The sequence below is a fragment of the Achromobacter arsenitoxydans SY8 genome, assembly GCF_000236785.1.
Lineage (GTDB): Bacteria > Pseudomonadota > Gammaproteobacteria > Burkholderiales > Burkholderiaceae_B > Achromobacter > Achromobacter arsenitoxydans.
In genome coordinates, this window is the sequence record NZ_AGUF01000082.1 from 77,999 (window position 1) to 92,301 (window position 14,303).

Below are 14,303 nucleotides of genomic sequence, written 5' to 3' on the forward strand. Positions count from 1 at the left end.
CACCATGAAAGCACTCAAACTGGCAGCGGCAGGCACCGCCTTGTTCATCTCGTCCTGGACCGCCCATGCGGGCGCGACCTTCGACGCGGTCAAAAGCAAGGGCTTCGTGCATTGCGGCGTATCCACCGGCGTGGCCGGTTTTTCGGTGAACGACAGCAAGGGCGGCTGGATCGGCCTGGACGTCGACCTGTGCCGCGCGCTGGCCATCGCCCTGTTCGGCGACGCCTCCAAGTCCAAGATCCAGGCCATCAGCGCCGTCCAGCGCTTTACCGCGCTGCAGTCCGGCGAAGTCGACGTGCTGACCCGCAACACCACCCTGACGCTGACGCGCGACACCACGCTGGGCCTGATCGGCGTCGGTGTGAACTACTACGACAGCCAGGGCATCATGGTGAACAAGTCCCTGGGCGTGAAGAGCGCCAAGGACCTGGAAGGCGCCACCGTCTGCGTGCAGCCCGGCACCACCACCGAACTGAACCTGGCCGACTGGTTCCGTTCGCACAACATCACCTTCAAGCCTGTCGTAGTCGAGCGCCTGGACGAGATCATCCGCGCCTTCGCCGTGGGCCGCTGCGACGCCTTCACGGGCGACAAGTCGCAGCTCGCCGCGGCGCGCAGCAATCTGGAAAACCCGGAACAGTACGACATCCTGCCCGAAAACTTCTCCAAGGAGCCGCTGGGCCCCATGGTGCGCCAAGGCGACGAGCAATGGTTCAACCTGGTTCGCTGGACCATGTTCGCCATGCTGGAAGCCGAGGAATACGGCGTCACGTCCAAGAACGTGGATGAAATGCTCAAGAGCACCAATCCGAACATCCAGCGCCTGCTGGGCGTGACCCCGGGCATGGGCAAGAACCTGGGCATCGACGACAAGTGGGCCTACAACATCATCAAGCACATCGGCAACTACGGCGAAAGCTTCGAGAAGAACCTGGGCCCGAGCAGCCCGCTGAAGCTTGAGCGCGGCCTGAACGCTTCCTACCGCAACGGCGGCCTGATGTACGGCTGGCCGGTCAGGTAAGGCCCAGGCGGGCGTTCCGGCGGATTTCGGCTGCTGCCCCCTGGGCAGCGCCGCCCTCCGCTTACACTGAAGCCGCCGCTGGACCCAGCGGCCTTTGTTGCCCGCCTGTTTACCTGCCCATGACCACGCCTTCCGCATCCGCCCAGTTCATCCCGGCGGGATTTGTCCCCACCGAAGAACAACGCAAGATCCAGACCTCGCGGAACCGGAGCACCCTGGTCATCGCCAATGCCGGCGCCGCGAAAACCACCACCCTGGCCCTGCGCATCGGCGAAGCGCTGACCCGGGGACTGGCGCCCGAAGACATCCTGGCGCTGACCTTCACCGACGAAGCCAGGCAAGTCTTGCAGACCCGCCTGAAGGACGTGGGCATCGCCCACGACACCGCCCGGCGCGTTCACGTCCAGACCATGGAAGGCTTTGCGCAGCGCATCCTGGCCAACATCGAGGACGGCAAGCCGGAAATCCTGCCTTCCCGGCGCGAACAGCAAGACCACGCCCTGGCGGCGCTGGAAAACGTCGCGCTCAACAACCCGCACTATGCGGACTCGCTCGACATCCGCACCCACAATACGGCCGTCAGCCAGTTCCTGGACAATCTGCTGCGGTTGAAGGCGACGATGACGCTTTCCGTCGATGGCGGGGACGATCCCGAGTACGCGGCGGCCAGCGCGGGCGTTCCTCTGACTGACTACCTGTGGGCCATCGAATACGAAAAACTGCGCGTCGACATTTTCGGCCAGGTGGCCGCCCGCGGTTTTTTCGATGCCAGCTACGACCTGGCCTGCCGGCTGGCTGCAGACCCTGATATCCGCCACCAACTGCCGCATTTCAAGCTGGTGGTGTGCGACGAAATGCACGACGTCAACGAAGCGTCGTTCCGCATTCTTGAAGCCTTTCTGAGCATCGGCATCAGCTACTTCGTCGGCGTCGGGGACAAGGACCAGGTCATCTATTCGCACCTGGGCGCGGATGAATCCTTCCTGCAGCACCGCATCGCTTCCAGCTTTCCGGATTGCGCCAGCCTGCCCCTGACGATGACATACCGCCATGGACCGCACCTGGCCTATGCCATGGAGGCCTTCAAACACAAACCCGTCGATTCCAGTCTTGCCCTGCGCACGGAAATCCGCGAACCGGCCTACGCGGCCGCGCCGGGCGCGTGCGGCGCCGAGGTCGTGCAGGCCGTCCTGCAATGGAAACGGGACAGAAAGCCGCTGGACGGCTGCGCGATCCTGCTGCGCGACGCCCACCAATCCATCGAAATCGAGAACGCGCTGATGAACGCGAGCGTGCAGTACCGCACGCTCACCATGCACAGCTATCTGCTGCGCGAGGAGATCCTGTTTCTGCGGGGCATGGTCGCCATCGCGCTCGACGATTTCCACCACGTTGCGTCCCCCGCCACGCGCGAAGCCATCGTCGGGGCGCTGGCCACCTTTGCGCAGGTGCCCCTGACACCACAGGAACTGCGCGAAGCCCAGGCCACGCTTGCGAAGGAACCGTCTGCACTGAAGCATTTTTTCGATGGGCAGATTCAGCGCGTAGGCAGCGTCGCCGCGCGCACTCGCATCGCCGAGGCCGTGTCGCACCTGCGCGGGCTGTCCGCCGACGCGCCGGCCCTTGGCGCGCTGGAGGAAGTCTGCCGCATCATGGACATGGAGAACCTGGCCCGGCGGCTGTATATCAACCCCTACGACGCGTCGGTGGTGACCAAGTCCGTGCGCGGGTTCATCACTACGGCAGGAGACTCCGGCAAGACCTTGCGCCAGTTCTCTGAATGGATCGGCGCCGCGGAAGCGTTTGCCGGCGGGCGTCCCGGCAAGAACACCGTATTGATCGACTGCGTCGCCAACGTCAAAGGCAAGGAGTTCGACCACGTCATTCTGCCGTTCATGGACGCCGAAGAATTTCCCAGCCCGCTGCGGGAGCTGGAAGAAGAAAGAAACCTGTTCTATGTCGCCGCCACCCGCACGAAATCGCGGCTGACGATGATTGCCCCCGAATCTCCCGAGCAACGCAGCCCCTTCCTGGCGCAAATGCAGTTGGCCGGCACCCAGGCGCGGGCGGACAACACCCTGCGCCGCAATCAGGCGGCTCCCACCAAGACCCTGGGCCATCGCGACCTGAAAGTCGCGTACGCGAACCGGGACGTGGTGAAGGCGCTAGGAGCCCAATGGGACCGGACCCGCAAGGTCTGGTACGTGCCGGCCCATCTGGACCCTGAGCCGTTCCGGCAGTGGTTTGCAGACCTTCCCTAGGGTTAGCCGCAATTTGCGTGTTTGCGCGTGCCCCGTACCGTACGAGAAATATGTTTATCGTACAAAGTCCGGATCACATTTTTTGGAGCAGCACGTGAAGCAGTAGGTCTATAACCCAAGGGGAAGTCATCATGAAACGTCGCAGTGCGTTGAAGCTGATGGGGGCCGCCGCCGGCCTGAGCCTGACCGGCGCGAGCTGGGCACAGAACGGGGCCTATCCGTCCCGCGTTATCAAGATCATCGTCTCGTCCACGCCAGGAAGCGCCACCGATCTTGCGGGGAGGCTGGTCGGGGACCTGCTCTTCGCCAAATACGGCCAGAGCGTGGTGATCGAAAACCGCGCCGGCGCGGGCGGCGTCATCGGCATGCAGGCCGCGGCCGCCGCCAAGCCGGATGGCTACACCCTGACCACGGGCGGACTGGGCCACAACGTGCTGCCGCCCGCCACGTTGCGCGGGCTGCCCATCGACATCCCCACCGCCCTGCTTCCCATCGCCCAGGTGGCCGAGTTCGTCAACGCGCTCGTGGTGCGCGTGGACCATCCGGCCAACACCGTTCCCGAACTGATCGAACACCTGCGCGCCAGCAAGCGCAAGCCGCTGTATGGCAGCAACGGCGTCGGCAGCTCGTCGCAGATGACGGCGGAACTCTTCGCCATGCGCACCGGCCTGAAGTTTGATCACGTGCCCTACAAAGGCGCCAGCGAGGCCCTGGTCGGCACTGCCAACGGCGACCTGGACATCTGTTTCATGAACCTGCCGCCCACGCTGGCCATGGTGGACGGCAAGCGCTTGAAGGCGCTGGCGGTCACCAGCGCCTACCGGGCGCGGCAGTTGCCCAAGGTGCCGACGATGCAGGAACAGGGCATGGCGGACTTCGACGTGACCAGCTGGCTGGGCATGTACGCGCCCGCCCAGGTCGACCCCGCCATCATCGCCCAGCTGTCGGACCTGATCGTCACGGGGCTGGCGACGCCGGAATTCCAGGCCCGCATCATCGGCGCCGGCTTCGAGCCCAAGCTGCGCAACGCAGCGCAATTCCAGGCGTTTTCGGCCGCGGAGTTCAAGCGCTGGAGCGAGGTCGCGCAGCAGGCCGGCATCGTCGTGGACTACGGCGGCAAGTAGCGAACCGCGCGTCGGTCAGACGCGCAGCGACAGGCCGGGGCCGCACGTCGGGCGGCCCCGGCCTCATTCTTGCTGCACGCGTCAGGCGCGCGCCTGCCAGACCTCGGGGTTGACCATGGCCTGCGGCTTCTGGCCGCCCAGCGCGTCCATCAGGTTGGCCACCGCCAGGTCGATCATGGCGCGCCGCGTTTCGTGGGTGGCGCTGCCCACGTGGGCCTGCAGCACCACATTGGGCAGCGCGCAAAGGGGGCTTTCGGCCGGCTGCGGCTCCTGCTCCATCACGTCCAGCCCGGCGCCGGCAATCGTTCCTGCCCGCAGCGCTTCGACCAGCGCGGCCTCGTCGATGACCGCGCCGCGCGCGGTGTTGATCAGGTAAGCCGTCGGCTTCATGAGGCCCAGCTCGCGCTTGCCGATGGAATGGCGCGTCTCGGCGGACAGCGGGATATGCACGCTAAGCACGTCCGACGTCTTGAAGAGCTCGTCGCGGTCGACATACGTGGCCAGCCCTTCCGCCTGCGGATCCTCCCGGCGGTTGTGATAGACCACTTTCATGTCGAAGGCCTGCGCCGCGCGCGCCACCACGCGGCCGATGCGGCCCATGCCCAGCAGACCCAGCGTCTTGCCGCGGATGTCGCGCGTCAGCGGAAAGGCGCCCTTGGTCCAGGCGCCGCTGCGCACAAAGGCGTCGCCCGCCACCAGGTTGCGCGACAGGCAGAGCATCAGGCCGATGGTCACGTCGGCCACCGCGCCGTCCAGCACGCCCGGCGTATTGCAGATCAGCACTTTGCGCTGCGTGGCAGCCTGCAGGTCGACGTTGTCGAAACCCACTGCGAAGTTCGAGCTGACTTTCAAAGCCGGCAGCGCGTCCAGCAGCGCCTGGTCGACCTTGGTGCGCACGGTGCAGACCATGCCTTCGATCTGCGCGCGCTGATCGGCCGGCAGCACCTCGGCGGGATTCTGCCCGGTTGGCACTTCGACGATCTCGCAACGCTCTGCAAGGCGTTCGCGCAGATCCGCCGGCACAGGCGCGGAGACGATGACTTTGGGCTTTTGATTCATTGGGGGCTCCAGAAGGGGTCAGGGTTCAATTGCTTCGACGTCGGTGGCAAACACCTGCTGCTCACCGGCGTCGACCAGCGCGGGTTCGGCGGGATGGTCCAGGTAACGGACGATCAGCCAGAAACCGTCCTGCGGGTTCTCGATGATCTCGGCAAGCGCGCCGCCGGCCATGCGCACACGCACGCCGGGTTGCAGATCGACGAGATTGATGGATTTGTTGTCGGCCATGGCGATGGGCTCCTGAAGGCCTTGGCTACAGTTCAAGCTGCGCGGACGGCACGCGCACCCGGATGCCGTCCAGCTCGGGCGTCATGATCACCTGGCAGGACAGGCGGCTGGTGGCGCAGCGTTCCGGCACCACTTCAAGCAGCGCCTCTTCCGCCATACCCGGCGGTTCCAGCCGCGCATGCCAGTCGGCCTGCACCTGCACATGACAGGTGCCACAGATGGCGCCGCCGCCGCATTCGGCGACGATGCCTTCCAGGCCGTCACGGCGCGCGGCCTCCATCAGGGACCAGTCGTCCGGAACATCCAGCACCTGTTCGGCGCCGTCGGGCAATTCAAAGATGGCAGAGGGCATATCGTCTCCCTGTTGTTTGTCCACAAGTCTCAAGAGGCTGTTTCGGGCGAGCCGATGCGCGGCACGCCCTTGATGAATTCCACCGGGCTGTCGACGGCTTCGATCGCCGCCAGCCGGCCCTGCTGGTAGCGCTCGACCAGCCAGCCCTTGGCGGTGGGCAGCAGCACGTCGCGGCACGGTTCGGCCGGATTGACCAGGCCCGCCATCTGCAGGCGGCGGCCCTGCTGCTCGGACCAGAAGGTGGGCGGGCGCGGCGCGGGCGGGCTCTTGCCAGCGATGGCGGCGGCCGCCGTGCGCGCCTGGGCCAGCGCGTTCTGCACGCTTTCGATGCGGGCGTAGCGCTGCAGCTCGCCGCGAAATGCGCTGGCGCAATCGCCAATGGCGTAGACATCCGGCGCCGAAGTCCGGCAGCACTCGTCCACCACCACGCCGTCCAGGCAGATCAGGCCGGCCGCCTCGGCCAGGGCCGTTTCGGCCACGGCGCCGATCGACACCAGCACCAGGTCCGCGTCCAGCGCGCCGCCGTCGGCCAGATGGGCTCGCCAGCCGGCCGCAGAGCGCTCCCAGCGCGCCACCGCGGCGCCGTGGCGGATCTCGATGCCGGCCTCGCGATGCAGGTCGCCGATGCGCGTGGCGGTCGGCTCGGACACCTTGCCGGCCATCACGTTGCCGCCCTGCTCCAACACCAGCACGTCGGCGCCCAGCTTGCGCGCCGAGCACGCCGCCTCCAGCCCCAGGTATCCCGCGCCCACGACCAGCAGGCGGATGCCCGGACGCAGCGCCTCGCGCAGCCGGTGCGCGTCGTCCAGGCCGCGCACCGAGTACACGTGTTCACCTGAGACCTCGGCGATGCCGCGCGCGCTGGCTCCCGTGGCCAGCACGCAGTGCTCATACGTCACCTCCCTGCCGGAGCTCGTGCGCAGCGTGTGCGCGGCCGTGTCGATGCTGGCCACCGGATCGCCAGCCACCACCACCACGCGCGACTTCTCGTAGGCGGCATCTGCCCGCAATGCAATGCGTTCCGTGCTGGTCGTCCCGGTCAGCAGCGCCTTGGACAGGGGCGGACGCTCGTAGGGCGCGTGCGTCTCCGCGCCGAACAGCGCGACGTCGCCCTCGACGCCCGCGGCGCGCAGGGCCCACGCGCACTCCACCCCGGCATGTCCCGCGCCGATGATGGCCGTGTGAACGTGCTGCAAACGGGAAGAAGGTTCCATGGCGCTCAGGCTCCGAATTTCAGGGAAATGCTGGCGCGGGTGGCAACCTGCTTCCAGCGCGCCAGTTCGGCCCGATTCAGTTCCGCGAACGCCGCCGATCCGCTCGGGCGCGGCTCGAAGCCTGCGGCGCTGAGCGTTTCCGCCGACTGCGGCAGCGCCATACCCTCTTGCAACGCCGCACTCAGCTTCTGCACCAGGTCCGGCGGCATGCCTGCCGGACCGTACAGTCCCAGCCAACTCGTCACATCAAAATCCGCCACACCCTGCTCCGCCATCGTCGGCACGTCCGGCAGCTGCTTGCTGCGATAGCTGCTGGTGACCGCGATGGCGCGGATCGAACCCTTGCGGATCAGCCCCATCACCGGCGGCAGATTGCTGAAACTGAAATCCAGGTTGCCGTTGACCACATCCACCAGCATCTCGCCGCTGCCCTTGTACGGCACATGCAGCAGATTGGTGCCCGTGTGCTGGGCAAAGAACGCCGTGGTCAGATGCACCGACGAGCCGATGCCGTTCGAGCCATAGTTCAGCCCGTCCTTGCTGCGCTTGTGCGCCGTCGCGATCAGGTCGTCGACGCTGCGTATCGGCGAATCCGTGCGCACGATCAGCACATTGATGAACTCAGCCATCTGCCCGATCGGCGTGAACGCGCGCGAGGTGTCCAGCGGCAGCCCGGTCACCGTGGCCATCGGCAGCACCATCCCGCCCAGCCCATTGAGCAGCAGCGTGTAGCCGTCCGCCGGCGACGTCGCCACCTGCTGGCTGCCGATCATGCCGTTGGCCCCCGGGCGGTTCTCCACCACCACCGGCTGCCCGAACTTGCGGCTCAGGATCTCGCCCGCCAGGCGCCCCGCCACGTCGGTCACGCCGCCCGGCGGATAAGGAACGATCAGGCGTATCGGTTTGCTGGGATAGGCGCCGTCCGCGGCCCAGGCAGTCCCGGTAGCAGCCAGCGCGGCGCCGCCGGCGATGGCTTTCAATACAGTACGTCTATGCATGCTGCGACTCCAGGTATGGGCGAGCCTCGCCCTTCCGGCGGACTGGCCCCGAGTGGAAAGAAAACCATCGAATGCCGGCAGACCGGCCGGCGCGGCTGTGATCGGCGCTAGAAGAAGATCGTGAGCGCCTTGGCAAGCAGGACGTTCTGGTCCAGGTGAATCTCGCGCTGCAGAATCGTCCAGCGTCCGTCGCGCCTGCGCAGCACGTCCTCGCGCTTGCCCGCGAACAGGTTGACCTCGGCCTGCAGCCGGTTCTGATAGATCAGAAAGCGCGACCGCACGCGCACCAGATCTCCGCCGCCCTCGTCCGGCCTCACATCCAGCACGCGGATGTTGGTCACCAGATGGGACACGCGCGACGCGGGTTCCTCGGCCCAGTGAATGCCCGTCTTGATCTGCGCGACCCGCTGGCGCAGCGTGTCGATGCCCTCGTCGAACCAGGCGGCATCCTGCTTGCCGGAATATTCCTGCGCCATCGCATCGCGGCGCACATTGCGCGTCAGCGGCATGCGATAGGTGATGGCTTCGTCCAGCAGGCCCAGCCACGCGTCGAACTCGCGATGGTCCAGCAGATCGGCTTCCAGGTGCAGAAAGCGCTGTGCTTCCCACCAGAGCAGCATGTCGTCCACGCTGTCGTCCTGCGCCACCTGCGCGTCGTTTTCGATGGTCGCGTTCATGCCGCCTTCTCCTCGATGCGCACCGCGCGCGCCATCAGCTGATCCCACGACAGGCCATTCATGAACTGCGCCCAGCGCCGGTAATAGGCTCGCGCATTCTCTTCCGTGTATTCCCCGTTTACCGCACAGCCCGGGATCTCAGGCACCGGCTGCGCGTGCCCCACGCCCATCTGGTAATTGAAATAGAGCTCGCGCGACATCGCGCCCATGCTGGCCTCGGTGGCGCCCGTCCAGTTTTCCATGTCGTCCGATTCCGTCATGCCGCCCGGGCCCGAGTAGCGCAGGAAATAGTGCCGCGCCGCGTCCTTCACGGCCTCGGGCGCATCCTTGTCCACCAGGTACATGCGCCACATCTCCATCTCGGTCGCGCTGATGGGGTGGAACACCGCCAGCGTGCGCGGCTGGCGGCCGTGGAACGACATGTTCGGAAAAATCGTGCCCACGCTGGTCTGCACCCGCATCGCCGACCCCAGCGTGCGCTCGCGCGTCTCGTGGATCTGGCGGTAATAGGCCTCCACCTCTGGGTAGCGCCCGTATTGCGGTGCGTACGGCCCTTCCTCATAGAACGGCAGACGCCCCAGCAGTCCGTGCCCCAGATCCGGAAAACAGATCGCCGACCGGCTGACCGATGCATCGCGCCGCCCCTTGCCCGCGCCCGGCCCGATGCCCACGATATCCACCGAGCGATGGCTGATGTCGTGGTACAGATCCCCAATGAAATTCTCGGGCGCGAACTTCCAGTTGCACTTGATGCGCCACTTCTGCACCCCGCCAATCACCTCCGACCCGCCCGGACTGCCATCGCGATGGTCCAGCGCCGCGTCCAGGTACAGGCGCATATTGCCCAGATAGTCCTCGAACGGCGGCGCGTCCGCATCCCAGGTCGCGAACACCGCGCCCTTGTAATTGACTACCTGCGCCACCGTCTTCAAGCCCCACTGCTTCTTGTCCAGCTCGCCCTTGTAATGCGTCGCATGGCCAGGCACGCCCACCAGTTCGCCGGGCCGCTCCACCAGCTTGCCGTCGGTGGAAAAGCTCCAGCCATGGTACGGACAGGTAAAGGTGCGGTTGTTGCCGTGGTCGTAGCGACAGAGCTTCATGCCGCGGTGCGCACAGCTATTGAGCATGACCTGGATCTGCCCCTGCCGGTCGCGCGTCAGGATCACGGACTCCGTACCCATGCGCGACACAAAATAGTCGTCCGGCTTGGGCACCAGGCTCTCGTGGCCCACGAACAGCCACGCGCGCGAGAACACCTGCTTCAGCTCCTGCTGGAAGATCTCGTCGTCCACGAAGATAGACCGGCTGACCAGCCCTTCGTCGGCGCGCACCAACTCATCAATCGTCTTATGACCCATCACCACTTCCCCTTGGAGGATGCCCTTGATTGGGCGCCTACGACTGTTCCGCCGTGGCCGCCGCTGTACGCAGACGTGCTTCCGTGTTGTCGACGTGCGTGCGCGCATGCTGCCGCGCCAGCTCCACGTCGCCTTTCTCGATAGCGGCAAACAATGCCTCGTGCTCCTTCTGCGCCTGCGCACCGCGCCCCGCAATCTTGGCCGACCGCGAACGCGACACACGCAGGTTCTTCTTGAGCAGCACCGCCAGGAAATCGAAGAAATTCAGATAGTGTTCATTGCGCGTCGCGCGCGCCACGCAGCGATGGAACTCCATGTCCGCGTCCACGCCCACCGCCACATCGCCCGACGCAATCGCATCGGCCATCTTGCGCAACGCCACCCGCATCGCCGCCAGGTCATCGTCATCGCGGCGTGCAGCCGCCAGCGGCGCGGCCTCGATCTCAAAGCCCCGCCGCAGCTCCACGATGCGCAGCACCTGGTCCGCATCGCCGATATCGGCCGCCTGCATGCGCAGCACGGAAGGCCGCGCCGTCTGCATGACGGTCAGGCCGCGTCCCTGCTTGCTTTGAACAATGCCATCGCCCTTCAGGCGGGAAACCGCTTCGCGCAGCACCGTGCGCGAAACGCCAAGCCGGGTCGCGATGGTCTGCTCTGGAGGCAAGACCTCGCCGACTTGATAGTCGCCGCTGGTGATCTCATCCAGCAGCATTTCCGTGACGCGGTCAGTCAGGTTGGGCTCTGACTGGAATGCAACCACCGCATCTTTTTTCAACAGTACTCGGGAAGCTGAATCAGGCATAGGAAGTCTCGTCCGAAAACGTGCATCTCATTGCCAGCCCGCGTTGCCTCGGCTGTGTACGTGCCCCGGGAGGGGTGCGTTGAAAATACGATAATCGTATAAGGATGGGAGGGGGTATTAGGGGAAGTGCGGGGGTGGGGCGTGAGCTACACCGTCGACCCGACACTGATAGATTGACGTTTGGAGTAACGGAAGTGGAAGTGAGGGGATGAAACGCACCGCCCAAATCCCAGGATCTCACGCACCGTCATGCCTCGGGCGTACATCGCGACGATCTTGTCGTCAAAGCCCGTGAAATGCCGCTCGTGCTTCAGGATAAGCAGCGGCGCGAAGCTCCCGTCGCGGTCGCGCGGCACCTCGATACGCACCGGGCCTTCCCCGGTGAGTACCCTCTTGGCGCCCTTGCCGTTGCGCTGGTTCGCGACATCAACGGGCTTGGCAGACCCGCTCGGATAGCCCAGATGATGGTTCATCTAACCACCGAGCGGTCGCTCGATCAACGCCTTCTTGAAGGCCAGCGAGGCGGCGTTGATCTCTTCGGCCGTCGTCGGACCGTCGCCGAACGACGCCAGCAGCTCAGGGGGGGAATAGCCGGCAGATCGGCTAGCTTGGACTTCGGGTTGCGTGGCATAAATGCTCCGTGGACGCATGTTATGCCTTAAACACGAAACTACTGACAGGCCCAACCGCGCCGTTTCACGCCTTGACCCAACCAGTGGGTCATTCCCAAAGCGATATAAATTTCACCGAGATTGCGATCGAGTCGTTGGCATATTGGCCGGCGAGCGAAATGTTGAATGTCATTTGAGACCGATATGACTCGGCGCCCCTCGGCATCGGATACACCAGCTCGACCGTTTTGCAGTCGTAGCGTAAGGCATAGGCTAGCAATTGATAGATGTCACCCTCATCTACGCCAAGATCTGACGCACGAGGGTTGATCCGCTTCCACTTTGCATCCACCACGCGGTCAATGCTTGATGCGTTGCCATCCAAGTCTGTGCGCCATATAGTGATATCCGGCTTCAACAAGAATATCTTGTGCTTTCCATGACTGGCTAGGTGCAGAGGCGGTCCCTGCACATTTACGATCCGATTAGGTCCGGCCCGGACTTCTTCTAGCCTAGCTGCATGGGCTTCAAACAGCTTGTTCATGTCGAACAAAAGTCCTGGAGCCTCCGTGATGCCTTTGGCCATTGCGGGACTGACCGTGCCCAGCAACCATTCACACCAGGTGAGCACGTCAGTGTATCGGCGTGTTGTCCGGTCGCGTGGCAGACGCGCTACATCCTCCGCTGACATCTTCACCGCTGAAACATTGCCGTACCTGGCATGCGCTTCGTACCAAAGCCGCTGCGTAGCTGTTGTTCTGATCCAGCCGAAACACGCCACTAGCGCAGCGCGAATGCTGCGGTTGTAGACATTGTCGACCGTAAATTCGTCGTACTCACAATGCAACAAGTGAGGGCGCGACGCATTGCGCCGGGCATGGCCTTGGGCGTGAAATCTTCCCTTGATGACTGGCAAATCTTCAGCATGCACCATGTATCGGCTTAGCAAGCCACGCCTCGCCTGCTCAAGAGCGCAGAGCAAAAATGCTTCAATGAATATATCCAAAAGGGGCGCCTGCACCGATTGCTGTTGAACAGTGCCGACCTTCTTTATGGTTACTCGGCGAGCGCCGTGCAACATGGCCAACAACGCTCCTCGCGAACTATCCACTTCACCCGGCAGTCTAGCGTCGGATACTCCGACCTTGGGCAGAACCTCAAGCACACAAGTAGGCAAGCGCACCACTCCACAATACTGCGCAAGTTTCACCCCTTCTGCTCGACGTTCGCAAAATCCCTTTCGCATTTGATTGAGCAGAAGCAGCGCCTGAGCGTCGGCCTCGGTCAACCACATATCTGCATCCGCTATCGACTTTGCGGAGTCAAACCATTCTCGAACGGGAATGGTCTCATGCTCCAATACCGAAATTGTTCGTAGACCTTCCATTGAGTCATTCAGCGCTCAAAATATTACTGGGGTCCGAATCCTCGGATGCGGTCTGCGCGCCTAAGGCGAGGATTGGAGCCGCTGAATACAAGCCGACAATATCGGACTCGGTCCAGGAACTTAGGTCTCCGACCGAGAATGTCGACCTAACCTCTGGCCCCAAGGATTGCTTCGCTCCAGGAAACAGCTTGGAAGGCGAAAGCGTGCGAGATGTGATGAAAACACTATCTTCGCGGCTTCCGGTCAACACCAACCGAACCTTCTCCATATCCTCGAAAAAGTATTCCTGAAGCAAAGGAATCACTCTCTGCGCCAGGACCTGTCTCAGCTCGTCAAGTGAACTGATCCCAATGAAAATCGCATGACCAATAGCATGATCCCGATCCAACAGGTATTCAAGCCGATCGTTCAGACATTGGAGCAACGCCCGCAAATCAACTGATCCAATCTTCGCAGGTTCAACGCGTGCTACCTCGGGCGCGCACTCTTGAAAGCGGAAGCGCCTCCGCAGCGCAATATCCATCATTGCAACCGAACGATCAGCCGTATTCATCGTAGCGACTAGGTTAAGGTTGTCAGGCACGCCAAAGCGGTATGAAAGCCCTTGTAGTGTTACCCATGCCCCTTCATCCTTGGCCCTACTACCGGCGATTACACGCTTGCTAGGTTCGATAAGCGTGATCAACTCGCCAAACACTTTGGCTACATTCGCCCGGTTTATTTCGTCGATAAATAGAGTGAACTGCTGGGTTGGATTTGCATGAGCTTCTTCACACAAACGGAGAAATGGGCCCTTCTGGTAAACCACCACTACGCCGTTGCCATCCGCCGACGCCACTGGCCGCAAGCCACCAACGAAGTCCTCATAGGAGTAGCTGGGATGAAATGCTACGAACTCACAAACCTCCCCCTTCTCAAACGCGATTTTCATTCGGGCCTGCATCTCGTGGGTTTTTCCCGTCCCCGGCGGACCAAATAGGATCAGATTGTCTGCTACTCGAAGAGTCGGCGTCGCGTTGGTCGCCGTGTCGATGTCGTATTCGGGATCGGACTCTTGCGCAGGAATTTCATCGCTGGTCTCGTCCGAAAATTTGCCGCCCTTCTCTTCTGCGAGTTGTTTCGTAGGCTGAGTTACTTGCTGCTTAATCAGGGTGCCGACTGGCGGAGCGTAATGATCTACTTGATTCGGATATTGCGTCTCCAATCGTTTG

Annotated in this window: 13 protein-coding genes and 1 pseudogene; 3 read left to right on the forward strand and 11 right to left on the reverse strand. The window is 63.5% G+C overall.

Annotated features, from left to right (window positions below):
* The first annotated feature begins 4 nt into the window (after window positions 1-4).
* The 3 genes from KYC_RS25460 to KYC_RS25470 all read left to right on the forward strand — a co-directional run bounded on the left by KYC_RS25460 (window position 5) and on the right by KYC_RS25470 (window position 4,406).
* Complete coding sequence (locus KYC_RS25460; RefSeq protein WP_008167900.1) at window positions 5-1,021, forward strand: amino acid ABC transporter substrate-binding protein; 1,017 nt, start codon at window positions 5-7, stop codon at window positions 1,019-1,021.
* Between the two features lie 119 nt (window positions 1,022-1,140).
* Window positions 1,141-3,282 (forward strand): UvrD-helicase domain-containing protein, encoded by a 2,142-nt coding sequence (locus KYC_RS25465; protein WP_008167902.1) that lies wholly within the window; start codon window positions 1,141-1,143, stop codon window positions 3,280-3,282.
* A gap of 131 nt (window positions 3,283-3,413) precedes the next feature.
* Window positions 3,414-4,406: a Bug family tripartite tricarboxylate transporter substrate binding protein gene (locus KYC_RS25470; RefSeq protein WP_043519239.1), complete on the forward strand. Its 993-nt coding sequence runs from the start codon at window positions 3,414-3,416 to the stop codon at window positions 4,404-4,406.
* 81 nt (window positions 4,407-4,487) lie between these two features.
* On the opposite strand, the gene KYC_RS25475 is transcribed toward KYC_RS25470, so the two are convergent.
* From KYC_RS25475 to KYC_RS25525, 11 genes and pseudogenes are all read right to left on the reverse strand, one after another.
* Window positions 4,488-5,465: a 2-hydroxyacid dehydrogenase gene (locus KYC_RS25475; RefSeq protein ID WP_008167906.1), complete on the reverse strand. Its 978-nt coding sequence runs from the start codon at window positions 5,463-5,465 to the stop codon at window positions 4,488-4,490.
* 18 nt (window positions 5,466-5,483) lie between these two features.
* Window positions 5,484-5,693 carry a hypothetical protein gene (locus KYC_RS25480; RefSeq protein WP_008167908.1) on the reverse strand — a complete coding sequence of 70 codons (210 nt, stop codon included), beginning with the start codon at window positions 5,691-5,693 and terminating at the stop codon, window positions 5,484-5,486.
* A gap of 25 nt (window positions 5,694-5,718) precedes the next feature.
* Window positions 5,719-6,045 (reverse strand): 2Fe-2S iron-sulfur cluster-binding protein, encoded by a 327-nt coding sequence (locus KYC_RS25485; RefSeq protein ID WP_008167909.1) that lies wholly within the window; start codon window positions 6,043-6,045, stop codon window positions 5,719-5,721.
* 29 nt (window positions 6,046-6,074) lie between these two features.
* On the reverse strand, window positions 6,075-7,259 hold the full coding sequence (locus KYC_RS25490; RefSeq protein ID WP_100148373.1) for an FAD-dependent oxidoreductase: 1,185 nt from the start codon (window positions 7,257-7,259) through the stop codon (window positions 6,075-6,077).
* Between the two features lie 5 nt (window positions 7,260-7,264).
* Window positions 7,265-8,257 carry a Bug family tripartite tricarboxylate transporter substrate binding protein gene (locus KYC_RS25495; protein WP_043519241.1) on the reverse strand — a complete coding sequence of 331 codons (993 nt, stop codon included), beginning with the start codon at window positions 8,255-8,257 and terminating at the stop codon, window positions 7,265-7,267.
* A gap of 107 nt (window positions 8,258-8,364) precedes the next feature.
* Window positions 8,365-8,934, reverse strand: a complete 570-nt coding sequence (locus tag KYC_RS25500) for a 3-phenylpropionate/cinnamic acid dioxygenase subunit beta (RefSeq protein ID WP_008167914.1) — start codon at window positions 8,932-8,934, stop codon at window positions 8,365-8,367.
* Window positions 8,931-10,292, reverse strand: coding sequence for an aromatic ring-hydroxylating oxygenase subunit alpha (locus tag KYC_RS25505; protein ID WP_043519242.1), 1,362 nt, complete (start codon window positions 10,290-10,292; stop codon window positions 8,931-8,933). The genes KYC_RS25500 and KYC_RS25505 overlap by 4 nt, the downstream gene beginning before the upstream one ends.
* Window positions 10,293-10,329: 37 nt before the next feature.
* A complete protein-coding gene (locus KYC_RS25510; RefSeq protein ID WP_100148374.1) occupies window positions 10,330-11,094 on the reverse strand; it encodes a FadR/GntR family transcriptional regulator in 765 nt (254 codons plus the stop codon).
* Between the two features lie 224 nt (window positions 11,095-11,318).
* Window positions 11,319-11,725, reverse strand: a pseudogene (locus KYC_RS25515) (transposase); the annotation flags it as partial.
* An 89-nt stretch (window positions 11,726-11,814) separates the two neighbouring features.
* Window positions 11,815-12,999, reverse strand: coding sequence for an McrC family protein (locus KYC_RS25520; protein WP_238531993.1), 1,185 nt, complete (start codon window positions 12,997-12,999; stop codon window positions 11,815-11,817).
* Window positions 13,000-13,096: 97 nt separating this feature from the next.
* Window positions 13,097-14,303, reverse strand: a 1,207-nt coding sequence (locus KYC_RS25525; RefSeq protein WP_008167923.1) for an McrB family protein, incomplete at its 5' end; no start/stop codon positions are given.

What these genes read in the sequence shown, in the direction of transcription:
- KYC_RS25520 (WP_238531993.1), bottom strand. Translation starts at nt 12,999, where the DNA reads ATGTGGTTGACCGAGGCCGACGCTCAGGCGCTGCTTCTGCTCAATCAA.
- KYC_RS25505 (WP_043519242.1), bottom strand. Translation starts at nt 10,292, where the DNA reads ATGGGTCATAAGACGATTGATGAGTTGGTGCGCGCCGACGAAGGGCTG.
- KYC_RS25480 (WP_008167908.1), bottom strand. Translation starts at nt 5,693, where the DNA reads ATGGCCGACAACAAATCCATCAATCTCGTCGATCTGCAACCCGGCGTG.
- KYC_RS25465 (WP_008167902.1), top strand. Translation starts at nt 1,141, where the DNA reads ATGACCACGCCTTCCGCATCCGCCCAGTTCATCCCGGCGGGATTTGTC.
- KYC_RS25490 (WP_100148373.1), bottom strand. Translation starts at nt 7,259, where the DNA reads ATGGAACCTTCTTCCCGTTTGCAGCACGTTCACACGGCCATCATCGGC.
- KYC_RS25475 (WP_008167906.1), bottom strand. Translation starts at nt 5,465, where the DNA reads ATGAATCAAAAGCCCAAAGTCATCGTCTCCGCGCCTGTGCCGGCGGAT.
- KYC_RS25470 (WP_043519239.1), top strand. Translation starts at nt 3,414, where the DNA reads ATGAAACGTCGCAGTGCGTTGAAGCTGATGGGGGCCGCCGCCGGCCTG.
- KYC_RS25495 (WP_043519241.1), bottom strand. Translation starts at nt 8,257, where the DNA reads ATGCATAGACGTACTGTATTGAAAGCCATCGCCGGCGGCGCCGCGCTG.
- KYC_RS25510 (WP_100148374.1), bottom strand. Translation starts at nt 11,094, where the DNA reads ATGCCTGATTCAGCTTCCCGAGTACTGTTGAAAAAAGATGCGGTGGTT.
- KYC_RS25460 (WP_008167900.1), top strand. Translation starts at nt 5, where the DNA reads ATGAAAGCACTCAAACTGGCAGCGGCAGGCACCGCCTTGTTCATCTCG.
- KYC_RS25500 (WP_008167914.1), bottom strand. Translation starts at nt 8,934, where the DNA reads ATGAACGCGACCATCGAAAACGACGCGCAGGTGGCGCAGGACGACAGC.
- KYC_RS25485 (WP_008167909.1), bottom strand. Translation starts at nt 6,045, where the DNA reads ATGCCCTCTGCCATCTTTGAATTGCCCGACGGCGCCGAACAGGTGCTG.